The organism is Pseudomonas sp. HN2-3 (genome assembly GCF_020691745.1).
GTDB classification, from domain to species: Bacteria; Pseudomonadota; Gammaproteobacteria; order Pseudomonadales; family Pseudomonadaceae; genus Aquipseudomonas; species Aquipseudomonas capeferrum.
Genome location: NZ_CP085704.1, coordinates 3,683,607 through 3,704,282, shown reverse-complemented (window position 1 = coordinate 3,704,282; position 20,676 = coordinate 3,683,607). Strand labels below are relative to the sequence as shown.

25 protein-coding genes are annotated in these 20,676 nt (G+C 62.7%); 8 read left to right on the top strand and 17 right to left on the bottom strand.

Annotation, left to right across the window (positions count from 1 at the left end):
• Positions 1-135: 135 nt before the first annotated feature.
• From LJX93_RS16795 to LJX93_RS16780, 4 genes are read left to right on the top strand one after another with little or no spacing between them, the layout of a single operon-like run.
• Positions 136-357, top strand: a complete 222-nt coding sequence (locus LJX93_RS16795; protein ID WP_033698884.1) for an MbtH family protein — start codon at positions 136-138, stop codon at positions 355-357.
• Positions 354-1,073, top strand: a complete 720-nt coding sequence (locus LJX93_RS16790) for a thioesterase II family protein (RefSeq protein WP_033698882.1) — start codon at positions 354-356, stop codon at positions 1,071-1,073. The genes LJX93_RS16795 and LJX93_RS16790 overlap by 4 nt, the downstream gene beginning before the upstream one ends.
• Positions 1,074-1,130: 57 nt before the next feature.
• Positions 1,131-1,682: a hydrolase gene (locus tag LJX93_RS16785; RefSeq protein WP_033698881.1), complete on the top strand. Its 552-nt coding sequence runs from the start codon at positions 1,131-1,133 to the stop codon at positions 1,680-1,682.
• A 26-nt stretch (positions 1,683-1,708) separates the two neighbouring features.
• Entirely contained in the window at positions 1,709-2,761 is a 1,053-nt protein-coding gene (locus LJX93_RS16780; protein WP_033698878.1) for a DUF1615 domain-containing protein, read from the top strand.
• Positions 2,762-2,813: 52 nt separating this feature from the next.
• Here the strand turns inward: LJX93_RS16780 and LJX93_RS16775 are convergent, their stop codons facing one another.
• The 9 genes from LJX93_RS16775 to LJX93_RS16735 form a co-directional block, all read right to left on the bottom strand.
• A complete protein-coding gene (locus LJX93_RS16775; RefSeq protein ID WP_033698876.1) occupies positions 2,814-3,683 on the bottom strand; it encodes a metal ABC transporter solute-binding protein, Zn/Mn family in 870 nt (289 codons plus the stop codon).
• Complete coding sequence (locus LJX93_RS16770; RefSeq protein ID WP_033698874.1) at positions 3,680-4,579, bottom strand: metal ABC transporter permease; 900 nt, start codon at positions 4,577-4,579, stop codon at positions 3,680-3,682. Before LJX93_RS16770 ends, LJX93_RS16775 begins: the two co-directional genes overlap by 4 nt.
• Entirely contained in the window at positions 4,579-5,325 is a 747-nt protein-coding gene (locus LJX93_RS16765) for a metal ABC transporter ATP-binding protein (protein WP_033698873.1), read from the bottom strand. The genes LJX93_RS16770 and LJX93_RS16765 overlap by 1 nt, the downstream gene beginning before the upstream one ends.
• Positions 5,322-6,224, bottom strand: coding sequence for a metal ABC transporter substrate-binding protein (locus LJX93_RS16760; RefSeq protein ID WP_227696210.1), 903 nt, complete (start codon positions 6,222-6,224; stop codon positions 5,322-5,324). Before LJX93_RS16760 ends, LJX93_RS16765 begins: the two co-directional genes overlap by 4 nt.
• Positions 6,225-6,240: 16 nt before the next feature.
• Entirely contained in the window at positions 6,241-6,810 is a 570-nt protein-coding gene (locus tag LJX93_RS16755; RefSeq protein ID WP_033698869.1) for a DUF6162 family protein, read from the bottom strand.
• Positions 6,811-6,821: 11 nt separating this feature from the next.
• Positions 6,822-7,142, bottom strand: a complete 321-nt coding sequence (locus tag LJX93_RS16750) for a hypothetical protein (RefSeq protein WP_033698867.1) — start codon at positions 7,140-7,142, stop codon at positions 6,822-6,824.
• The gene (locus tag LJX93_RS16745; RefSeq protein WP_033698866.1) at positions 7,139-7,678 is read right to left on the bottom strand and encodes a hypothetical protein; all 540 of its coding nucleotides are present in this window, start codon (positions 7,676-7,678) and stop codon (positions 7,139-7,141) included. The genes LJX93_RS16750 and LJX93_RS16745 overlap by 4 nt, the downstream gene beginning before the upstream one ends.
• On the bottom strand, positions 7,675-8,868 hold the full coding sequence (locus tag LJX93_RS16740; protein WP_047580997.1) for a PepSY-associated TM helix domain-containing protein: 1,194 nt from the start codon (positions 8,866-8,868) through the stop codon (positions 7,675-7,677). The genes LJX93_RS16745 and LJX93_RS16740 overlap by 4 nt, the downstream gene beginning before the upstream one ends.
• A gap of 168 nt (positions 8,869-9,036) precedes the next feature.
• A complete protein-coding gene (locus tag LJX93_RS16735; RefSeq protein WP_033698863.1) occupies positions 9,037-10,371 on the bottom strand; it encodes a lysine N(6)-hydroxylase/L-ornithine N(5)-oxygenase family protein in 1,335 nt (444 codons plus the stop codon).
• Between the two features lie 174 nt (positions 10,372-10,545).
• On the opposite strand from LJX93_RS16735, the gene LJX93_RS16730 reads away from it, so the two are divergent.
• Positions 10,546-10,989 (top strand): hypothetical protein, encoded by a 444-nt coding sequence (locus LJX93_RS16730; RefSeq protein WP_033698862.1) that lies wholly within the window; start codon positions 10,546-10,548, stop codon positions 10,987-10,989.
• Between the two features lie 29 nt (positions 10,990-11,018).
• Here the strand turns inward: LJX93_RS16730 and pbpG are convergent, their stop codons facing one another.
• The 4 genes from pbpG to LJX93_RS16710 form a co-directional block, all read right to left on the bottom strand.
• Positions 11,019-11,945, bottom strand: a complete 927-nt coding sequence (gene pbpG, locus LJX93_RS16725) for a D-alanyl-D-alanine endopeptidase (RefSeq protein ID WP_033698861.1) — start codon at positions 11,943-11,945, stop codon at positions 11,019-11,021.
• Positions 11,946-12,136: 191 nt separating this feature from the next.
• Positions 12,137-14,326: a bifunctional mannitol-1-phosphate dehydrogenase/phosphatase gene (gene mtlD, locus LJX93_RS16720; protein WP_050506080.1), complete on the bottom strand. Its 2,190-nt coding sequence runs from the start codon at positions 14,324-14,326 to the stop codon at positions 12,137-12,139.
• Positions 14,327-14,407: 81 nt separating this feature from the next.
• Positions 14,408-14,611, bottom strand: a complete 204-nt coding sequence (locus LJX93_RS16715; protein WP_077068463.1) for a hypothetical protein — start codon at positions 14,609-14,611, stop codon at positions 14,408-14,410.
• 246 nt (positions 14,612-14,857) lie between these two features.
• Positions 14,858-15,040, bottom strand: a complete 183-nt coding sequence (locus tag LJX93_RS16710) for a hypothetical protein (protein WP_033698857.1) — start codon at positions 15,038-15,040, stop codon at positions 14,858-14,860.
• Between the two features lie 239 nt (positions 15,041-15,279).
• Here LJX93_RS16710 and LJX93_RS16705 point away from each other — a divergent pair, with 239 nt between their 5' ends.
• Positions 15,280-16,101 carry a shikimate 5-dehydrogenase gene (locus LJX93_RS16705; protein WP_033698856.1) on the top strand — a complete coding sequence of 274 codons (822 nt, stop codon included), beginning with the start codon at positions 15,280-15,282 and terminating at the stop codon, positions 16,099-16,101.
• Between the two features lie 91 nt (positions 16,102-16,192).
• Here the strand turns inward: LJX93_RS16705 and LJX93_RS16700 are convergent, their stop codons facing one another.
• The 3 genes from LJX93_RS16700 to LJX93_RS16690 all read right to left on the bottom strand — a co-directional run bounded on the left by LJX93_RS16700 (position 16,193) and on the right by LJX93_RS16690 (position 17,639).
• Entirely contained in the window at positions 16,193-16,435 is a 243-nt protein-coding gene (locus tag LJX93_RS16700) for a hypothetical protein (protein ID WP_095063603.1), read from the bottom strand.
• Between the two features lie 95 nt (positions 16,436-16,530).
• Complete coding sequence (gloA, locus tag LJX93_RS16695; RefSeq protein WP_033698853.1) at positions 16,531-17,058, bottom strand: lactoylglutathione lyase; 528 nt, start codon at positions 17,056-17,058, stop codon at positions 16,531-16,533.
• A 221-nt stretch (positions 17,059-17,279) separates the two neighbouring features.
• Positions 17,280-17,639, bottom strand: coding sequence for a histone-like nucleoid-structuring protein, MvaT/MvaU family (locus tag LJX93_RS16690; protein WP_033698852.1), 360 nt, complete (start codon positions 17,637-17,639; stop codon positions 17,280-17,282).
• Between the two features lie 360 nt (positions 17,640-17,999).
• Here LJX93_RS16690 and LJX93_RS16685 point away from each other — a divergent pair, with 360 nt between their 5' ends.
• Together LJX93_RS16685 and cobF are read left to right on the top strand one after the other, a co-directional pair.
• On the top strand, positions 18,000-19,289 hold the full coding sequence (locus tag LJX93_RS16685; protein WP_033698850.1) for an OprD family porin: 1,290 nt from the start codon (positions 18,000-18,002) through the stop codon (positions 19,287-19,289).
• Positions 19,290-19,356: 67 nt separating this feature from the next.
• Entirely contained in the window at positions 19,357-20,106 is a 750-nt protein-coding gene (gene cobF, locus LJX93_RS16680) for a precorrin-6A synthase (deacetylating) (protein ID WP_047580993.1), read from the top strand.
• Between the two features lie 56 nt (positions 20,107-20,162).
• Here cobF and LJX93_RS16675 read toward each other — a convergent pair whose 3' ends face one another.
• The gene (locus LJX93_RS16675) at positions 20,163-20,513 is read right to left on the bottom strand and encodes a response regulator (RefSeq protein ID WP_033698847.1); all 351 of its coding nucleotides are present in this window, start codon (positions 20,511-20,513) and stop codon (positions 20,163-20,165) included.
• Between the last annotated feature and the right edge of the window lie 163 nt (positions 20,514-20,676).

Here is a 20,676-nt window from a genome sequence, read left to right as displayed (position 1 = left end):
ATTGGCTCACAGGCGCTGCAAGGCCCCCGTCATGCACCCCAAATCCCCTCTAATTTTTCCGCATCGCCCTACGTCTACCTAAGAGCCGCCCTACGCCATACGCGTATCGGCATCTATCACTCAAGGAGACAGGCAATGACTTCCGTTTTCGACCGCGACGATATCCAGTTCCAGGTAGTGGTCAACCACGAAGAGCAATACTCGATCTGGCCCGACTACAAGGCCATCCCCACTGGCTGGCGTGCAGTGGGCAAGAGCGGCCTGAAAAAAGACTGCCTGGCCTACATCGACGAAGTCTGGACCGACATGCGCCCGCTGAGCCTGCGCCAGAAGATGGCCGAAGCCGCAGCGCAGTGACCACGCTGAACCTGCTGTGCCTGCCGTACTCGGGGGCCAGCGCCATGGTCTACAGCCGCTGGCGGCGCAAGCTGCCAGCCTGGCTTCAGGTGCGGCCGGTGGAGCTGCCTGGGCGCGGCGCGCGCATGGGGGAAGCGCTGCAAACCGACATGCAGGCGCTTGCCCGGCAACTGGCAGCCGAACAGCGTTTGGCGGCCAGCGCGCCCTACGCACTGCTTGGCCATAGCCTGGGCGCGTTGCTGGCATTCGAGCTGGCCCACGAGCTGCAGGCGCTGGGTTGTCCGCCGCCGTTGGCGTTGTTTGCCTGCGGCACTGCCGCCCCTACTCGGCGTGAAGACTATGACGGCAAGAACTGGCGCGACCCTAAAAGCGACGATGAGCTGATCAGCGAGTTGCGCGCACTCAACGGTACGCCAGAGGAAGTACTGGGCAACGCCGAGTTAATGAGCCTGACCTTGCCGATTCTGCGTGCCGATTTCTTGCTCTGCGGCCGTTATGCCTATCGTCAGCGGCCTGCGTTGCAGTGCCCGCTGCACGTGCTGGGTGGCGAGGATGACCGAGCCAGCGAGGAGCAACTGCTGGCCTGGCGCAAGGAAACCTTGGGGCACTTTTCGTTGGAGGTGTTCCCCGGCAGCCACTTCTTCATCCACGAACACGAGGACCGCGTACTCGGCCTGCTGGCCGCGTCGCTTGAGCCGCATCGGCTTTCTGCCTGATTGACGTCACCGCTTGCCTGGGGGAGGCTAGGCCTTTTCCCAGGCAAGGGGCAGACAATGCTGATCGATCCACACAAGGCCACGCTGCTGGTCGTCGACATCCAGGATAAACTCATCGGCGCCATGAGCGACCCTGAAGGCACCCGCGCGCGGGCGCGCTGGTTGTTGGCGGCGACTGCCGAGCTGGAGCTGCCCACCGTGGTTTCCGAGCAGTACCCCAAAGGGCTTGGCCATACGTTGGCAGAGCTGATTGCTGCGTCGCCCGCTGCCGAGGTAGTGGAAAAAAGCCATTTTTCCTGTGTGGCCGCCGAGTGCCTGCCGGCCAGCCTGATGGCGCGTGAGCAGGTGATCGTCTGCGGCATGGAAACCCACGTTTGCGTGTTGCAGACCGTGCTCGGCCTGTTGGCGTTGGGCAAGCAGGTGTTCGTGGTCGAGGATGCCTGTGACAGCCGCACGGCCGCCAGCAAGGCTGCAGGCCTGGCGCGCATGCGCGCAGCCGGGGCGCACATCGTGACCCGCGAGATGGTGCTGTTCGAGCTGATGGGCAGTGCCAGCCATCCGCTGTTCCGCCATATCAGCAAGACCTACCTGGTCGGTGAGCAGCCCTGAACGCGCGGTTACTGGCGGCGGGGCTGATGGCCCTGGCGCTGCTGCAAGGCTGTGCCGGGCGCCGTGAAGAAGAACCAGAAGCGGACCCGGCCAAGGTGCGTGCGCAGTTGCTGCGGCTTTTACCCGCTCAGGCCAAGGACCGTGAGGGCTGGGCCAAGGACATTCAGCAGGCCTTCGAAGCCCAGCGGATTGCCCCCAGCAAGAGCAACTTGTGCGCGGTACTGGCGGTGACCGAGCAAGAGTCGACCTTCAATGCCGACCCGCAGGTGCCCAACCTGGGGCGTATCGCCCGTGACGAGATCGACCGCCGCGCCGCGCGCCTGCACATCCCGCGCTTGCTGGTCGATGGTGCACTGAAAACGCCGTCCGGCAACGGCCAAACCTATCAGCAGCGGCTACTTGCGGTACGCAGCGAGAAGCAGCTGAGTGCACTGTTCGATGAAGTCATTGCCCGCCTGCCATTGGGCAAGACCTTGCTGGGCGGGCTCAACCCGGTGCACACCGGCGGGCCGATGCAGGTGAGCATCGAATTTGCCGAACAGCATGCCAAGGGTTACCCCTACACCTACGACGGCACGGTACGCCAGGAAGTGTTCAGCCGGCGTGGGGGCATGTATTTCGGGATTGCCCACCTACTCGGCTACCCGGTGCATTACGACCGCCAGCTGTACCGTTTCGCAGATTTCAACGCAGGCTGGTACGCCAGCCGCAATGCGGCGTTTCAGGCTGCGCTGAGCAAGGTGGCGGGTGCCAACCTGGCCTTGGACGGGGACTTGATTGCCCCAGGCGCGATCATGCCAGGGACCACCGAGCAGGCGGCGCGCAAGCTGGGGGTGAAGCTGGGGTTGCGCAACCCGCAGATTCGCAGCCAGCTGGAATTGGGCGACAGCCTGGCCTTTGAAGACAGCAAGCTGTACAGCGGGGTATTCGCCTTGGCGGATGCAGCGGCGGGCAAGCCGGTGCCGCGTGCGGTACTGCCTGGGATTCAGCTGAAGAGCCCGAAAATTACCCGCAAACTGACCACCGCGTGGTTCGCCGGCAGGGTGGATGAGCGTTATCAGCGGTGCATGAAGCGCTAGCGCTAAAACCTTGTGTAGGAGCGCCCGGCAAGGGCGCTCCTAGCACCAGGCGTCAGCTTTCGGTCAATGCTCCAACCACCTGCTCGACACTGGCCTTCAACCCTGCCACAGCATCATCGGCATCACTCTCCACCACCAACAGCGTCGCCCCAGAGGCCTTGATCACCTCGGCCACTGCGGCATCCGGCTGGCGGTGGTCGAGCACCAGCGCCACATCCTGATTCTTCAGGTTGTCCCCCAGCGCCTTGAGCGCCGCTTCATCCCACTTGCCCTCGGCCGGTAGCGCCTGCTCCACCACATCCAGGTTCAACCCGCTGGCCAGGTACCCCAAGCGCTCGGACAGGCTCACCACCGTAAGGTTGTCGACCTCGGCCAGCTGGGTCTGGCTGTTGGCCGTCAACTCCAGCAACTGGCGCTTGAGGCCTGCCAGGTTGCCTTGGATCTTCGCCTTGTCAGCCGGCGACAAGCGCTCAAGGTCATTGGCCACCACATCGGCCATGCGCCCGAGGTTGGTCGGGTTGAGCCACGGGTACGCGCCGTAGGCATCGTCACCGGTCACTGCAATCCCCGGCAAGGCACCGTCCACCGGCCGCGCCGCATCAATTTCGACGATGCGGATGTTGCTGCGCCGCGCCATCGGGTACAGCGGGTCGTCACGCCAGATCGAGCGTACGCCAATGACGGCGTCTGCCTGTTGCGCGGCCTTCTCCAGGGTGGCGCCGCCGCGGCCACTGAAGTAGGACGGCTGGCGGCTGGCCGGCAGGTTGGCGGGTGCGGCGCGCTTGAGTTGCACCGAGGTACCGTCGAGCAACGCCGTGGCCAGGCTGTGGGTGACGGGCAGGGTGGTCAGCACTTGCGTAGCGAAAGAGAGCGAGGGCAGGCCCGCCAGGGCCAGTGCCAAGGTCAGCTGTTTCAGGTTCATGCCGGGTTTCCTTGCAGGCGTGGAACGAGGGCGCGGGCCAGCGCGGCCAAGGCGAAGCAGATACCGGCCACCAGGATGATTGCCGCGCCCGAGGGCACCGGCAGGTCGTAGACGATTGGCAGCAGAATGCCGAGCAGGGTGCTCAGCGTGGCGATCAGCACCGAAATGAAGAAAAAGCCCTTCAGTGACTGGCTGACCAGGCGTGCGGCCGCCGCCGGTATCACCAGCAGCGCGCCGACCAGAATCGCCCCGATCACCTTCACCGAAGCCACGGTGACCAGCGTTACCAGCACCACGAACAGGTAGTCCAGGGTCTTTACCGCTACCCCGCGCACCGCCGCCAGTTGCGGGTTGAAACTGGCCAGCATGATGCGGTTGTACAGGGGCAAGGCCAGGGCCAGTACCAGCACCGCGACGATACCCAGCACCATAAGGTCCTGGGCACTGACGGTCAGTACCGAGCCGAACAGCACGTTCTCAAGGATATGCACGTTGATCTTGCCCGCCAGCATCAGCAGCAGGCTGGCGCCCAGGGCCAGGGACACCGACAGGAACACGCCGATCAGCGTATCCGGCGACAGCCCGGTGCGGTTGCGCAGGAAGTTGAGCAGGATGCCGAACAGCAGGCAGTAGCCGAACAGGCTGCCGTAGGGGCCGGTATAGGGCTCGCCCAGCAGGATGCCGATAGCCACGCCGGTGAGCGCGGCATGGCCGACCGCCTCGGAGAAGAAGGCAAAGCGCTTGACCACCACCAGGGTGCCCAGGCCGCCCAGCACCGGGCCGATCATCAGGCCGGCCAGCAGGGCATTGACCACGAAGCCGTAGGCCAGTGCCTCGGGCAGGTAGCCGGCGTTGGCCCATTCCTGGACCAGTTGGCGAAATGCTTCAAAACTCATCAGGCAAGGCTCTCGCTGCGCGGGTGAACGGAGAACAGGCTGAGCAGGCGCTCCGGGGTCAGGGCCTGTACCGGTGGGGCGTCGAACAATACCTGGCGGCTCAGGCCGGTGACCCGGTCGGCCAGGCGCAGCACGGCTTGCAGGTCGTGCTCGATCCATAGCACGGTGGTGCCGGACTGGCGCCAACTGTGCAGCAGTTGTTCGAAGACCTGGATGCCCGCTTCATCGAGGGCCGACATGGGTTCATCCAGCACCAGCAGTTGCGGCTCGGGGATCAGGCCCTGGGCCAGTAGCACCCGCTGACGCTCACCGCCAGACAACGCGCCCATGCGCCGTTTGCGCTTGTCGAGCATGCCGACTCGCGCCAAGGCGGCATCGATAGCCGGTTGCACGCGGCGCGACAGCCCCAGAAAGGCCGGCCGGCGCTGGCACATCGCGGCCATGAAATCGTCCACGGTCATCGGCAGGCCCCGGTCGAACTCCAACGCCTGGGGTACATAGCCGATCACCTCAAGGGCGCTGGGCCAGTGCAAAGTCAACTGGCCTTGGTGGGGCATCTGCCCGAGCAGGGTCTTGATCAGCGAACTCTTGCCGCCGCCGTTGGGGCCGACGATCGCATGCACGCTGCCGGCCGCCACGTTGAAGCTGACCTGCTCAAGAATGCGGGTACGCCCGAGGGTCAGGTCGATGCCGGCGAATTCGATGCGCGGGCCACTGGGCGCGTCGAGGTGGGCGGCGGCGGTCATGCGCGGTTCTCCTGGATGGCGCGGACCACGGTATCGAGGTTGCGCTTCATCTCTACCTCGTACTTCTCCTTGGTGTAGTCGCCGTAGGAAATGTGCGTCAGCGGGTACAGGCGCACGCCCGACTCGCGCTGGATGGTTTCGACATAGGCGGACGGGAAGTCCATTTCCGAGAAGATCACCTTGACGTCCAGCGCCTTGAGCTGGTCGATGGTTTTTTTCAGCTGGGCCGGGCTGGGTTCGATGCCATGGGCCGGCTCGACCACCGCTGTGACCTCCAGGCCGAAGTCACGCACCAGGTAGTCGTAGGCCGCATGGATGGTCGCTACGCGGAAGGTGGCGCTGGGTGCTTCGGTGACCTTGGCCAGGGCTTCGGCACGCAGGGCACGCAGGCGCTTGGCATAGGCGCGGGCATTCTGCGTGTAGAGCTTGGCGTTGTCGGGGTCGAGCTTGCCCAGCTCCCGGGCAATGTTGTTGGCCTGGGCGATGGTGGTGCTGATCGACAGGAACGTGTGCGGGTTGACCACCTTGCCGGCACCCCGGGCGGCGATACCGGTGGCGGCCAGCAAAGGCACGTTCTGGTTGGCTTCAATGGTGGCGATGCCGGGCTTTTCGCTGGCAGCGATCATGCGGTCGGCGAAATCATCATGGCCGACACCGTTGAGTACCACCACATCCAGCGTACCGATGCGTTTGATGTCTTCGGCCCGCGGTTCGTAGGCATGCGGGTTGAACCCCGCCGGAATCAGCGGCACCACTTCGGCCTTGTCGCCGACAATGTTGCTTACGTAGCTGTAATACGGGTGCAAGGTAATGCCGATGCGCAACGGCTTGCCGTTATCGGCCAGGGCCATTGCCGGCAGGGCAAGGGCCAGAAGCAGGGCGAGGGCGGAGCGGAACATGGGGAAGTCCTTGGGTTCAGTGACGGTGTTCGCGGGTGACCCCGGCGTCGTAGTGGCTGACCACCTGTTGCCAGCCGGCGGCGATCAGGGCGGCGTGGCCCAGGTCATCCGGCGTGACGGCAGCGCTGTCGCGGCGTAGCCAGACATCTGCCTGGCCGCTGCTGTCGCCCGGCAGGATCAGCAGCAGGCTGCCCGCTACCTGCGGGGCCTGGCTGCGGCCCAGGTAGGCGCCGGTTTCCAGCCATGACCACTGGTGGCTACCGCGGCTCTGGCTGCCTGCGTCGACCACGAAGGGTGGCAGGCCTTCGTCGGCCAGGGCTTGCACACTGGGCACGGCGGCGGTTTCTTCACGCAGCAGCTGGATCTCGTCGAAGGCCACGCGCAGGTCGGTGTAAAGCCCCTGTTCAGCGGCGGTGAGGTCGCGGCGGGCGTCGATCTGGTGGCTGGCGATGGCCTGCTCGTCCTCGCGTTCGCCGCGCAGCATCACCACGGTAGCGGCAAGAATCACGATCAGCAGGCTGACCAGCAGCACGTACAGGGTTTCGTGCCCAGCGCCAGCCGGGCGTACGACCTGGGCACGGCTCATGGTAGGCGTGCTCATGGTTGGCCAATGTCGGCGTAGTCGACTTCGACAACGTGCCCAGGGCCGGCATCGAACAGCACGTAGAACTCACCGTCGGGGCGCTTGAAGGTGAGGGTCGAGTCGTCGCCGAGCTTGCCGCCAACCAGCACCTGCTCGTCGTAGCCGATCACATCCAGGGTCACCCCAGGGGCGCCGCTGCCATCCGAGAAGCCGCCGGTGCATTTGACCTGGCCGCTGGCGACCTCTTCGCATTCGCACATCGGGTTGTGTGCCAGGGCGGGGCCGGCGGCCAGCACCAGCAAGGGCAGGGCGAGCTTGCGCATCAGGTGTTTCATTTCTTGCCTCCTTGTTTTTCGAGCCACGCCACGGTGGCGGGCGAAGCCTTGGCCAGTGGCACTGAAGCTTGGTGCATGCTGCCGTCCCAGCCTTCGAGGGTGATCCAGATTTGTGCATCAGGCTGAGTGCGTGGCGGTATCGGCAGGTTGGTGCCCATGCGATACGGTGCGCCGAAGAAGATGGTGCCAGCGGCGCGCAGGCTGCGCGGTTTGCCAATGCGCAGGTAGACCGCCTTGACGTCATTGATGCACGCCTTGCACAGCGAAGCATTGAACGACTTGAAGTGGCCCGCCGGGCCGTCGGCGCGTGGTGCCTCGTCGCGCATTTCGGCCAGGTCCAGGCTGTAGGGGCCGACCTGGATGTCGCTGATCACGTTCACCCCAAGCCCCGCGTCGCCGCGAAACAGCTTGGCGTCGGCGAAGTACTTGGGCATGAACCCCAGCGGGATGAGGATCAGCAGGATGTTCAGGTGAAAGCGCCACTTCAGCCACCACTGTTTGAGCGGGCTGGCGGGCAGGGTCTGGGCCTGGCTCATGGGCGGATCTCCACGGTGGTTTCACGGCTTGCCACGCGTGGCGCACGCTCGCTGCGCTTGAGGGCAGCGGCGGTCGCCTGGGCGGTGCGTTTGGTCCAGATCAGCAGGCCGCTGAATACCATCAGGGTGAGGACCAGGCCGAAGAAGAACCAGATCAGCTTGATCGGTAGGCCGCCAAAGTCGCCGGTGTGCAGGGGGCGCATGGACTCGGTGACAAACTCCAGGGCAGAGCGGTCGCTGATCAAGAACTGGCTGTCGACGGTGCGGGTGTAGGGGTTGACGGCGGCGGACTGGAACATCAGCGGGTACCAGCCGCGGCCACCCAGGGTGACATGGCTGTAGGCAGTAGCAGGCAGTGAGACGGAGCTGATCTCCAGGCCCGGGATCGCCAAGCCGGCGATGCGCGCCGCTTCATCCACATCAATGCGCGGCGCCTGGCTACCATCGGCTGTTTGCGGCACATCCTCACGGGCGATGACCGGCACGATAGGTCGGCTGGAGATGCTGATGTTGTTGTCGAACAGGATCGCCTGGATCAGGAACCAGGTACCGGTAATGGAAATGACCGCAATGAACCAGATCGACCAGACCCCGGCCAGCCGGTGCAGGTCGCCCCAGAAGATACGCGAACCATGGCCGGTGCGGACTGGCTTGAAGAAGCCCTTCCAGAATTTCTTGTAGACCACCAGGCCCGTGACCAGCGAGGCCAGCATCGGCAGGCCGAGGATCGAGACGAGGTACCAACCCCAACTGAAACCATTGGTGAAGGGCACCAGCCACCAGCCATGCAAGGCGCGGGTGAAGCCTTCGAAGTTGAAGTCCGGGCTCTTGCCCTGGATGGCCCCGGTGTAGGGGTTGACGTAGAGCGTTGGGCTGGTGCCGTCAGGGAAGGTCACATCGGCGGTCAGCGCGAAGTGCGAGCCATCCGGCTGCCTGAGCGACTCCACGGCCATGTCCGGCTCGGCCTTGTGCAAAGCGTCGAGCACCTGCTGATAACTCAAGCGTTCGGCATCGCCGTCAGGCTTGCTGGCGCGCACGTCCGGGTTGGCCAGCCAGACGATCTCCTGGCTGACCACGGCGAGCATGCCGGTAAAACAGACGATCAGCACAAAGAACCAGATCGGTAGGGCGAGCCAACTGTGGACTAGGAACCACAGCTTGGATTTGGATTTTTTCGGTGATTTGGCCATCTGATCGTCTTCTGAAATGTGTAGTCGAGCTTATGCCCAACCTAGAGGGCTGCACCTATAAAGACGAATGAGAATGGAAATCCTGCCGTTTTAAATGCAAGCAAATGTTTCAGAAGGCGTAAGCCGGCCTTCGCGCGAGGCGTCAGGCCGGCTTGAAGAGGCGGGCAATCAGGCGCGGGTCAAGGCGACAGCCGGCTGCGAACGGCCGTTCAGGCGCGACAGGTCCTGGTACAGCGACTGGCCGATTTCGGCAGCGCGGGAGGGCAGCACCGAGAGCAAGGTATCGCTCAGGCCGTGGCTGTTTTCGCAGAAGCCTTGCAGGTAAACCGAGGCCTGCAGGTCTGGGCTGGCCAGGACCCGATAGTTGCGGTCGACGCTGAAGTCGTCCAGGAAGCCCGCCAGCGGCGCCAGCAGGTCGCGGTGCGAGCGACGCTCGTAGCCGGTGGCCAGGATCACCGCGTCATAGCGGTGGGTCTGCTGCTGGCCGGTGGCCAGGTCGCGCAGGGTCAGTTCCAGGCCTTCACGGGTGGCCACCACCGCTTCTACCTGGCGTCGGCACAGCACGTTGTGGCGGAACTGGTGCGCGACCTTCTGGCGATAGAGGATGCCGTAGATGCGCTCGATCAAGTTCAGGTCGACCACCGAGTAGTTGGTGTTGTGGTACTCGCCCAACAGCTTGCTGCGTTGATCGGCCGGCTCGTTGTAGACCAGGTCGGTGTAGCCCGGCGAGAAGATCTCGTTGACGAACGGGCTGTCGTCGGCAGGCTTGAGGGCCGAGCCACGCAGAATCATGTCTACCTTGACCGACGGGTAGCTGTCGTTGAGGTCGATGAACGCCTCGGCGGCGCTCTGGCCGGAGCCGATCACCGCGATGCGCATCGGCTTGCCTTCGGTGCACGGCAGCTTGTTCAGGCTGCTCAGGTATTGGGAGTGGTGGAAGACGCGCGGGTCGTCCTTGAACGCGCCGAATTTTTCCGGGATTTTCGGCGTGCCGCCGCTGCCGACCACCACCGAGCGGGTGCGGCGGCTGTATTCGCGGCCCTGCTGGTCACGCGATACCAGGCGCAGGTGTTCGACCCGGCCGGCATTCACCTCGGGTTCGATGCGCACCACTTCCTCGCCATACACCGCCTGGGTGGCGAAGTGCTCTGCGGCCCAGCGCAGGTAGTCGTTGTACTCCAGGCGGCAGGGGTAGAAGGTGCCGAGGTTGATGAAGTCGGCCAGGCGCTGCTTCTGGTGCAGGTAGTTGACGAAGCTGTAGGGGCTGGTCGGGTTGCGCAGGGAAACCAAGTCCTTGAGGAACGAAATCTGCAGCTCGCTCTGGGTGGCCAGGGTTTCGCCGTGCCAGCGGTAGTCTTTCTGCTTGTCGATGAACAGCGCGTCCAGGGCGTGGCCCTGGGACTGAGCGAGTTCTTCCAGGGCGATGGCCAAGGCCAGGTTGGAAGGGCCGAAGCCCACGCCGATCAGATCTTTGATTGTTTCCTGGTGTGAGGACTGGCTCATGGCTGCGATTCCCTGAATGGTCGAATGTGGACGCCCGCCGGGGCTCCGGCTCCTGCGCAAGTACATTTCTTGGAACGAGCCAGGCAGGGGGGAATTTAAGCGGGCTAAAGAACTGCATGGGGCGGCCGATAGGGGGGTTACGATAAGGACCCATCTTTCAGGCAGGGAATCGACATGAGCGGGATAACGGCAAGCAACCTGATGATCAACGGCGTCTCGGCGCAGACGCTGAGTGCCAACGCAGCCACCGAACGCGCGCAGGCACAAGAGGCCGGTGAGGCACTGGGGCCCTTGAGCATCAGTAGCGACAGCATGAAGATTGCCGGGGCTGGGCAGGCGCAATCCACGGAGGCTGACAACGGCGACTCGGACACCGTGAAGGAGCTGCGTCAGCTGATCAAGGACCTGCAAAAGCAACTGGTCGAGGAGCAGAAGCAGCTGGCCGCGCTGCAGAACAGCAAGATGGACGAGGCTGCCAAGGCGGCTGCTGTGGGCGCCAAGCAGGCAAGCATTGCCACCCTCAACGGGCAGATCATGGCTGCCACGGCGCAGTTGCTGGAGCTGCTGCAGCAAGAGGGTGGCAGCAGCGCGGGCGGCATGGTCAGCGGCACGGCCTAGCAGGCCGTGCAGCCTTGGGTTATGGCTGGTTACTCGGACGCCAGGCGGCCCTTGACCTGCCGATCGGCCTTGTACTGCATGGCCACTGCTGGCGCTGGCTTGGCTGCCCCGGTTTCCAGCCACTGACGCATGCGGCTGGCATCGGCGAAGTGGGTGTATTTGCCGAACGCATCGAGGATCACCATGGCTACCGGGCGGTTGTCCATTCGGGTCAGCAGCACCAGGCAATGGCCGGCTTCATTGGTGAAGCCGGTCTTGGTCAGCTTGATGTCCCAGTTGCTCTTGTTCACCAGGTGGTCGGTGTTACGGAAGCCCAGGGTGTAATTGGGCTTGCGGAACGCCACAGTCTTCTCGCGGGTGGTCGACAGCTCGCTCAGCATCGGATACTTGCGCGACGCCATCAGCAGCTTGGACAGGTCGCGGGCAGTGGACACGTTCAGCGTCGACAGGCCAGTCGGCTCGACATAGCGGGTATGCGCCATGCCCAGGCTACGCGCCTTGGCATTCATGGCCTTGATGAACGCCGGGTAACCGCCCGGGTAATGGTTGGCCAGGGTGTTGGCGGCGCGGTTCTCCGAAGACATCAACGTGATCAGCAACGTTTCATGGCGGTCGAGCTGGCTGCCCAGGCGCACGCGTGAATACACGCCCTTCATCTCCGGGTTGTTGGCGATGGTCATGGTGAGCATTTCGTTCATCGGCAGCTTGGCGTCCAGCACCACCATCGCCGTCATCAGTTTGGTGACCGAAGCGATAGGGACCACGCGATCGGCATGGCTCGAATACAGTTCCCGATTGGTATTCAGGTCGATCAGCAGCGCGCTGCCAGAGGCCAGGTGCAATTTGGCCGGGTCGCGTTGCACCTGGGTCGGGGGTTGTGCAGCAGCAGTCGACGGGAGGGTCGCGGTACCTGTGAGCAACAGCAGCAGGCTGAGGATAGACAGGGATGTTTTCACGTTGAGGCTCACTAAAGGTTGGTATGTCGTTGGCTGTGCAAGGGTTTTCCCCCAAAAACCGCTGCATTCTGGAGTATGGCTGAATTGCTGTCGAATGCCTTATGACTAAAGGGCGCAACGTGAACGAAATTTAATCCTGTACCCATCCTGTACCCATTACCCTCGTTTCAAGCGTGGCCAACTCGTGGCCATCACCGGTCGCATTCCGTTACTTCGCAGAGGTGGGATGGAGATGATCCGCGCGTCAACGCAGAGGGTAGGGTCCAGTCAGCCCTGTCCCGTTGCTGCAACAGCCGGAAGTTGGCCGAAATGCTTTCGACCAGGTCCGCATCACTGACCGGGTCCAGTCCCAGGTAAGGCTTGCCGTGATAGTCCCCGTCATGGGTCAACACCGCCTCGACACGTTCGTCACTGGCCTTGTACAGCGCCTTCATCAATTGGGCTTCCCGGTCCTTGCTGGCGTTGCCGTGCAGCGCATAGTGAATGGCCAACGCCGCCCCAAACGCCAGCGCAGGCGTCTGAATGCCATGCTTGCGCGCCAGGTCGATGCTGCTGAGGATGCGCTCGTTACGCTGCAATTTACGCATCGGATCGCGCCCGACCCGCACGCAAGGGTCCTTGAACGACGTTTTGCACCGTTCGAGAAAGGCATTGGCAAAGCTGCTGACAACCTCTGACATCTGCGGGTACTCGGCCATCAATGCCGGCGCCACTTCCTGGTGAATGAGACGCTCTGCCAGCGCACTGACACGGGCGTCCCCCATCCCCTGGCCAACCCAGGTATGCCCCAGCAGGCTGGCATACCAGGCGATGATTGCATGCGGCCCATTCCACAAACGGTTCTTGATGATCTGGATCTGAGTAATGTCCGCGACCGTTTTCACCTGGCGCAGCCGCTCCAGCAAATCACTGCCACGCTCCACGTACAGCGGCATGTCGGGCTCGCTGTTGAACAGGATCAGGTGCAACTGGCTCATGGCGCTGCTGGACTGCGCAAAAGGCCTGAAGTGCCCAATCAGCCGTTCGTACTCAGGGGCCGGCGTGGCGGGTTTGCGGGTGACCGTGGGTTCGTCCTCCAGGCTGTTCCTGAAGATCTGCGACTTGATGCGCAACTGCCGAACCAGCGCGTCATTGCTGATCTTGGAAACGATGCGGCTGACTACCGTTTCGGCGAAGTGGGTCTTTTCCAGCACCTGCTTGCACACCTGTGGCGTGCACAGCAATGCCAACTGCGCTTGCACCTGGCGCCGGACGAACGCCGCACCGCCGATCTTGTTCAACACGATCAGGAGCGTCAGCTCGCGCCCCCTGCGTTCGAAGCGTCGCAGCAAGCCCTTGGCAATGACCCTGGCCTGATGATGGATTGCCTGTTCGGGCAGACTCATGCCGACCACTTCGGCGGCGTTGTACATCTCGATCACCGCCTCCTCGTCGTCCATGTCGATCATGCGCACATTGTCGATGGTCTGGTCGAACGCGCTGGCGCCGTAGCGCACACTGTAGCGGCCGAACGCAGCGACTGATTCCCGGAGCATGCGTGAACGGGTCGCGGCAATGATTTCACAGGGACGCGTGTAGCCGTCCCAATGGGACAACACCTGGGTCAGGTAGCCTCCACCGATAGCGCCGAAGCCGTGGATGCCGACACGGAACTGGTTCAGTGAAGCAGGGAACGAATCGTCGAGCGCCGGCATGCCCAGGTCGGGCACGCACTCGCTCAAGTCGGCGAGGAAGGCGTGCATGCCAGGGTAGGCTTTAAGCGCGCCGGCCTTGACCTCGGGCGCGGGCGGCTTGATGTCTTCGATCAGGATTGCCTGGCCCTCGGCGCGGATCGCCGAGAGCAAGCCGTTTTCCGAGTCCTCGACCATGAAGCACTGGCCGGGTTGGCAATTGAGCGCGCGGGCGGCGCGCAGGAAGATTTCCGGGTGGGGTTTGCCTTGGCTGACTTCGTCGCCGCAGACGGTGATGTCGAAGTACTTGAGCACGTTGGCATTGATCAGGTACTCCTCGGCGATGGCACGGCGGCTGGAAGTGGCGACCGCCAGGGTCAGGCCGGACTTGCGCAGGCGCTCCAGCACCTCGAGCAGGCCGGCCTTGATCGGCACGCCATGGTTGCGCACGTGCTCCAGCTCGAGCTCGTCGGCGCGCTGGCGGATCTGCGCATAAGGGAAGTCATCGCCGTTGTGGGCCTTGGCGAGGGCCTCGGCCCTTTTCGCGCTCAGGCCCAGCGAGCCGATCAGCGTCTGCTCACTCAAGGCTTTGCCGAAGATTTCCAGCGAGGCCTGTTTTAGCGTCCTGAAACGCAGGCGCTCGGTGTCGAACATCGTGCCATCCATGTCGAAGATGGCGCTGTGAATTTTCTTGCCCTGAAACATGATCACTGGGTGTTGCCCCTTTTCTTGCGTGAAACATCCCACCTTCAGTCACTGAATGGCGAGTGCGGTATGACGGCGCATGGGCGGTCAGGTAGGGGGCAGGCGATCAACAGGGGAGCGCTCGGGGTCGACCCAGAGGTAGGGCGGGACGGCGCGGGGTGTGCAGAGGAGGGCGGTAAGCTTTGCGGCCAGGCGGGCGCCTGGTTTGCCGTTGACGTCACGCCCACTGGCTGCAGCTTGGCTTGCAGGCAATGGGCGCACGTAGCGATGGATACGTGTGATTCCAAGCATAAGGTGCTTATCTTCCTTTTTGGTGGCTGACGTTCCTTTTTTACCCTTGCACGTATGCGCTGGCACATGCAAGGCGTCGGCAACAATCGTTCGGTTACCGCACACGGTGATGGCAGCTAGCCGCCATCACCCTATCTCCCGACAAGCACATAGCAGCCCCACTTCCCCAACATTCCGTGAAGAAAAAAAGGCCCGCCAAAAGGCGGGCCGCAAAAGGGAGAGGGAGCAACGCACAACACGTTCAGGTCAAGCGACCAGGGTACCTGGCTGCAACTGCTCAGCCAGGGCTTGGGCCGAGGCGCGGGTCAGCAGGGGGCCGCTCACGGGCTCGCCGTTGCGCACCAGGTACCAGCACGCCAGCTGGCCCTGCTGACGCAGTGAAGGGGGGACGGCGCTGCCAACAACGGACATGATCTGGATAGTGGCCATGGGGACCTCCTGTGGAACATGGCCCTACCTTACGCAGCAGCCTCGGTGGTTTGAAATCAACTTGCTCGATAGTGGTCATTAGTTTTATCAACGATCACTAGCGTGGCGGGCCGTCCTACACCAGCTGGCGCTCCCAGGACGGTGCGATCACGCCCGCCATAAACCGTTGTGTAAGGGACGACAAGCGACTGCGTCTGATACGCTGAAAAAACGATTCAGTTCTGAAAAAGGAGCAGGTTATGTCGACGACTCCCAGCAGAGACACGCAGCTGTGCATCTCCCTGGCCGGCCGGCCCGGTACCTTCGGCGTGCGTTTCCATAACCACCTGTATCAGCAGTTGGGCCTGGACTTCTACTACAAGGCCATGAGCACCGACGACCTGCCGGCGGCGGTGGCGGGCATTCGTGCTCTAGGGATTCGCGGGTGTGGGGTGTCGATGCCCTACAAGGAGGCCTGCATGGCCCTGGTCGATGAGGTTGACCCCTCCGCCGCTGCCATCGAGTCGGTCAACACGCTGGTCAATACCGGCGGCCATCTGAAGGCGTACAACACCGATTACCTGGCGGTGCGTCAATTGCTGGAGCAGCATCAGGTCGACCCGGCCACCGCCTTTGCCCTGCGCGGCAGTGGCGGCATGGCTAAGGCGGTGGCCAGCGCCCTGCGTGATGCGGGCTTCAACGAGGGCATGATCGTGGCGCGCAACGAGCAGGCTGGGCGGCAACTGGCGGATGTCTGTGGTTATCGGTGGGTTGCCGAACTCGGTGACCTGTGCCCGCCGATGCTGGTGAACGTGACACCCATTGGCATGGCCGGTGGCCCGGAGGCCGACGTGCTGGCGTTTTCCGAGAACGCCATTGCAGCGGCAGAGCGGGTATTCGATGTGGTGGCGATGCCGGCGCAGACGCCCTTGATCAAGCGGGCGCAGGCGTTGGGCAAGCCGGTGATCACAGGCCTGGAGGTGATTGCATTGCAGGCACTGGAGCAGTTCGTGCTGTATACCGGCGTGCGGCCGACACGTGAGCAGGTTGAAGCTGCTGTGGTATATGCCAGGGATATCTAGCTAGGTCGTCTTGACCGGGTTCTTCTTCACCAGCCTCTTCTTTACCGGCCTCTTCGCGGGTAGCCGCGAAGGGGCCAGCACCGGTTAGCAATCAGAACGCCTTGTGGCCCTTGTCCAACTGCTGATCCACCAAGGCACGCCCATGCGCCAGTGACACATGCTGGGCCTTCTCAAGGTCCGAGAAGAACTTCATCGGCATGGGGATGCGCTTGCTGGTATGCCCTTCAGGGTCGGTGATCAGGCACCCGGCGGCGTAGGGTAGGGGGGAATCGGGGTGGGGCATCACGCTGGCGGTGATGGTGTACTTGCGGTGTTCACAGTGAAGAGATTGCATCGTCCTTACCTCGCTGTGCTTATGAAACCGTTACTTTCATATACCACAGCAAGGGGCCGAGAGTTCCCGGCCCGACGAGCGAATAGCGTTGAGGCTCAGCCCTTGAGTTCAGTCGGCTGAATCACTTCGACCCAGTAGCCATCCGGGTCCTTGACGAAGGCCAGGTGGTTCATGCGCCCATCTGCCAGGCGTTTCTGGAAGGGGACTTCGAGTGCTTCGAAGCGCGCGCAGGCTTCGCGCACGTCTGGCACCGAAATGCAGATGTGGCCGAAACCGCGTGGGTCGGTGTTGCCGTTGTGGTAGGCAAAGTCGGCGTCGTGCTCGGTGCCGTGGTTGTGGGTCAGCTCCAGAACACCTGGGATCGACTTCATCCACTGGTGGCGCGCGGCGTCATCGGCAGGGATCTGCGCCGGGTCGACCAGGGCCAGGAAGTACAGGCTGAAGGCGGCTTCGGGGAAGTCGCGCTTGTCCACCAGGCGGAAGCCCAGGACGCGTGTGTAGAAGTCCAGCGACTTCTCGATGTCCTTGACCCGCAGCATGGTGTGGTTGAAGACGAATTTGGCGGTGGCGGTATCGGGCTGCGCGGTGACGCCAGGCAGGGTTTGCAGATCGTGCAGGCTCATGGGAACTCCTGAGACGGGGCCGGGCGCGAGGCACCGGCAAAACAGACAGGCTGGCCATGATACGGCAGTGAAGCGATTGCGCAAATGAAAGCGCCCTGCACGAGGCAGGGCGCTGGAAGAGAGGCCCGCATGTGCGGGCGCGTGGGGTCGCTAGTCCTTTAGCTGTCTCGATAGTGAGCCAGCCCTTGTGAAAAAAGTGTGAAGTACATGTGGACGTTTCATCAGCGTACCCAACTTTCTACCGTGGCGGCGCCGTACTCTTCCTTCCAGGCCTTCAGCCCACGATGGTTACCCCCTTTGGTTTCAATCAGCTCGCCGGTGTGGGGGTTCTCGTACACCTTGACCACGCGCGGGCGGCGCTGTTGTTTGGGGGCAGTACTGGTGGCCCGGGTTGCCGCCTTGGGGTCGAGGATGGCGATGATATCGCGCAGACCCTTGTCATAGCTTTTCATCAGGCCGACTAGTTTCTGCTCGAATTCGATTTCGCGTTTGAGGCCGGCATCCTTTTTCAGCGCTTCCAGTTGAGCCATTTGTTCCTGAAGCGCTTTTTCGGCAGCACGAAACTCTGCAAGTCTGGACACTGTAATCACTCCTGTACGTCTTTCGTGGCAGGGCGTGACGAACATTGAAGTAGTACAAAACGCCGGCCACGGGGTGGGTTCCGCTGTTCGCTGACATCGAGTGTAGTCATTCATTGCTACTGGGTAAACTGCAAACTTTTAATAAGTAAGCACGGAACTTTACAGGTTTTCCGGGCGCTATTTCGTGAGGAGTTCGAGGGCCATCGCGAACGGTTCTAGACCAAGGTCCAATGGCCTGAGCCAGAGCCTTTGCGCGATCATTTCAGATGATGCTCGGCGACTGTTCGGGCGTGTCGCAGTACCGCAGCAGGTGTTTGCTGCAGGTTGTTTTTTTGCCTTTCTTTCTGGATGTTTCCACGCATGTTTGCCCCCCTCCCTCACGCCCCTGGGCGCCGTGTTGCCGGCTTGTTCCTTTTGTGTGCCGGCGTCAATGCCCAGGCCGCCGGTTTTCTTGAAGACAGCAGCGCCAAGGTCGAAGCGCGGAATGTCTACTTCAACCGCGACTTCCGTGATGGCCACAGCAGTTCCAGCCAGGGCGCCTCCAAGCGCGAAGAGTGGGCGCAAGGTTTTATCCTCAATGTGCAGTCCGGCTTTACCCAAGGGCCGGTAGGCGTTGGCGTTGATGCAATCGGCCTGTTCGGGGTAAAGCTCGATTCCAGCCCGGCGGACAGTAACAGCGGCCTGCTGCCGTCTTCTGGCCACGACCCGCGGCATTCGGCGGATCAATACGCGAAGATGGGCTTGGCGGCCAAGGTCAAAGTGTCCAACACGGTCTTCAAGTACGGCTCGATGATGCCGGACATGCCGCTGATCAAATACAACGATGGCCGGCTGCTGCCCACCCTGTTCCACGGCGCGCTGTTGACCTCCGAAGAAATACACGATCTGAAGTTCACCCTGGCGCGTCTGAACAAGTACACCGCACGGGACTCCACTGACCGCCAGGACATTCGCGTGCACTGCAAGAACAAGCGCTATGCCTGCGATATTGAAGCCGACCACTTCGACCTGGCGGGCCTCGACTACCGTTTCAGTGACCGTGTCAGCGCCCAGTACCAGGTGGCCAAGCTGGAGAACATCTATCGCCAGCACTTTCTCGGCCTGGTGGCGAGCCAGCCGCTGGCGGTGGGCAGCCTGTCGGCCGACCTGCGCCTGATCAAGAGCGACGACATCGGCAATGCCCGCGCAGGCGCCATCGACCACCGTGCCTTCAGCGGTATGCTCGGCTACAGCCTGGGGGGCCACAAGGTCAGTGCCGGCTGGCAGCGCATGTACGGTGACAGCGCCATGCCGTACCTGGATGGCAGCAACCCTTATCTGGTCAACTACGCCCAGGTCAACGACTTCGCCGCCGCCCAGGAACGTTCCTGGCAACTGCGTTATGACTATGACTTCAAAGCGCTGGGTGTCCCCGGCCTGACCTTCTTCACCCGTTACATCAATGGCGACCATATCAAGGTCCCGGGCAGCACGGGCGAAGGCAAGGAATGGGAACGCGACACCGAGTTCAAGTACCAGGTGCAAAGTGGCACATTCAAGGATGTCAGCGTACGTCTGCGCAACTCCACTTACCGCAGCAACTATGAGAAGTGGGCACGTGACATGGACGAGACTCGCGTCATCGTCAGTTACAACTTCTCCATCTTCTAACCGGTGGCTTTGCCAAAGACCCATGGCTGGCCGAGAATGGCCACGGGTAGTGGCAAAGGGCAGGGCAATGAAAGACCTGTTGTTGATTGGCATCGGCCCGGGTGATCCGCGTCAGATCACCTATGAAGCGGTCGAGGCGCTACGTCGCGCCAGCGTTTTCTTCGTGCTCGACAAGGGCACGCAGAAGGACGAGCTGGTGCGCTTGCGCAAGGCGATTCTCGAACGCTATCGACCCGAGGGTGGCTACCGGCTGGTGCAGCTGGCCGACCCTTCGCGCGACGGCCAGGCGGCGGATTACGTGGGCGCGGTGCAGGACTGGCACCGCCAGCGCGCCGCGCTGTATGCCCGCATGATCGAAGACGAGGTGGCTGTCGGCGAAACCGGTGCCTTTCTGTTGTGGGGCGAACCTGGCCTGTACGACAGCACCCTGCGCATTCTCGACCTTGTCCGCGAAGGCGGGTTGGCAGTGCGCCTGCAGGTGGTCCCCGGCATCAGTAGCGTCCAGGCCCTGGCCGCTCGGCATCAGGTGCCGCTCAACCGTATCGGTGAACCGCTGACCGTGCTGCCGGGGCGTCGCCTGGCCGAGCAGGCGCGCATCGACAATGTGGTGGTGATGCTCGACGGGCAGGGCGCGTTTGCTGCGCTCGATGACCCTGACCTGATAATTTACTGGGGGGCCTACCTGGGGACCGCGGACGAGGTGTTGATTGCCGGGCCGTTGCAGGCGGTGAAGGCGAGGATTTTGCAGGTGCGGGCGCAGGAGAGATTGCGCAAGGGGTGGATCATGGACACCTACCTGTTGCGCCGAACGCTGTAATCGATTGCTGGGGAGCGGGCCTCTTCGCGGGTGGCCGCGAAGAGTGCGCGCAGGGTTCAGGGGGGGGTCAGTATCTGCATGACCTTGTCGCGCAACTGGTCAATGCCGAACGGCTTGCTGATCATGTGCATGCCCTCCGGCACGTTGACATTCTCGGCATAGCCACTGGCAAACAGTACCGGCAGTAACGGGCGCAGTGCGCGTGCACGGTGCGCCAGCTCTTCGCCGCGCATGTCCGGCAGGCCCACGTCTGTCATCATCAGCGCCAAGGCCTGCGAAGCATCTTCGAGCACCCGCAAGGCGGTGGTGGCGTCTTGCGCTTCGATGACTTCGTAGCCCAAGTCGGCGAGCACTTCGACCATCAGCATGCGTACGATGTCGTCGTCTTCGACTACCAGAAGGTGCATGGTTGGGTTCCTGTGCAAATGAATGTCTTTAATCTGTACGCTGCACGCCGGCAGAAGTTCCCGAGGATACCGATCCTTGCAATCAGATGGAACGATTGGCAAACCCAGCCTTCAAATACTGGCTAAATGCCCTGCCAGGCTCGGCAAAGCTGGTTAGACTCGC

Excerpts from the sequence above, each read along its gene's own strand:
- LJX93_RS16795 (WP_033698884.1), top strand. The coding sequence starts at position 136 with ATGACTTCCGTTTTCGACCGCGACGATATCCAGTTCCAGGTAGTGGTC.
- LJX93_RS16785 (WP_033698881.1), top strand. The coding sequence starts at position 1,131 with ATGCTGATCGATCCACACAAGGCCACGCTGCTGGTCGTCGACATCCAG.
- LJX93_RS16780 (WP_033698878.1), top strand. The coding sequence starts at position 1,709 with ATGGCCCTGGCGCTGCTGCAAGGCTGTGCCGGGCGCCGTGAAGAAGAA.
- LJX93_RS16775 (WP_033698876.1), bottom strand. The coding sequence starts at position 3,683 with ATGAACCTGAAACAGCTGACCTTGGCACTGGCCCTGGCGGGCCTGCCC.
- LJX93_RS16770 (WP_033698874.1), bottom strand. The coding sequence starts at position 4,579 with ATGAGTTTTGAAGCATTTCGCCAACTGGTCCAGGAATGGGCCAACGCC.
- LJX93_RS16765 (WP_033698873.1), bottom strand. The coding sequence starts at position 5,325 with ATGACCGCCGCCGCCCACCTCGACGCGCCCAGTGGCCCGCGCATCGAA.
- LJX93_RS16760 (WP_227696210.1), bottom strand. The coding sequence starts at position 6,224 with ATGTTCCGCTCCGCCCTCGCCCTGCTTCTGGCCCTTGCCCTGCCGGCA.
- LJX93_RS16755 (WP_033698869.1), bottom strand. The coding sequence starts at position 6,810 with ATGAGCCGTGCCCAGGTCGTACGCCCGGCTGGCGCTGGGCACGAAACC.
- LJX93_RS16750 (WP_033698867.1), bottom strand. The coding sequence starts at position 7,142 with ATGAAACACCTGATGCGCAAGCTCGCCCTGCCCTTGCTGGTGCTGGCC.
- LJX93_RS16745 (WP_033698866.1), bottom strand. The coding sequence starts at position 7,678 with ATGAGCCAGGCCCAGACCCTGCCCGCCAGCCCGCTCAAACAGTGGTGG.
- LJX93_RS16740 (WP_047580997.1), bottom strand. The coding sequence starts at position 8,868 with ATGGCCAAATCACCGAAAAAATCCAAATCCAAGCTGTGGTTCCTAGTC.
- LJX93_RS16735 (WP_033698863.1), bottom strand. The coding sequence starts at position 10,371 with ATGAGCCAGTCCTCACACCAGGAAACAATCAAAGATCTGATCGGCGTG.
- LJX93_RS16730 (WP_033698862.1), top strand. The coding sequence starts at position 10,546 with ATGAGCGGGATAACGGCAAGCAACCTGATGATCAACGGCGTCTCGGCG.
- LJX93_RS16715 (WP_077068463.1), bottom strand. The coding sequence starts at position 14,611 with ATGCTTGGAATCACACGTATCCATCGCTACGTGCGCCCATTGCCTGCA.
- LJX93_RS16710 (WP_033698857.1), bottom strand. The coding sequence starts at position 15,040 with ATGGCCACTATCCAGATCATGTCCGTTGTTGGCAGCGCCGTCCCCCCT.
- LJX93_RS16705 (WP_033698856.1), top strand. The coding sequence starts at position 15,280 with ATGTCGACGACTCCCAGCAGAGACACGCAGCTGTGCATCTCCCTGGCC.
- LJX93_RS16700 (WP_095063603.1), bottom strand. The coding sequence starts at position 16,435 with ATGCAATCTCTTCACTGTGAACACCGCAAGTACACCATCACCGCCAGC.
- gloA (WP_033698853.1), bottom strand. The coding sequence starts at position 17,058 with ATGAGCCTGCACGATCTGCAAACCCTGCCTGGCGTCACCGCGCAGCCC.
- LJX93_RS16685 (WP_033698850.1), top strand. The coding sequence starts at position 18,000 with ATGTTTGCCCCCCTCCCTCACGCCCCTGGGCGCCGTGTTGCCGGCTTG.
- cobF (WP_047580993.1), top strand. The coding sequence starts at position 19,357 with ATGAAAGACCTGTTGTTGATTGGCATCGGCCCGGGTGATCCGCGTCAG.
- LJX93_RS16675 (WP_033698847.1), bottom strand. The coding sequence starts at position 20,513 with ATGCACCTTCTGGTAGTCGAAGACGACGACATCGTACGCATGCTGATG.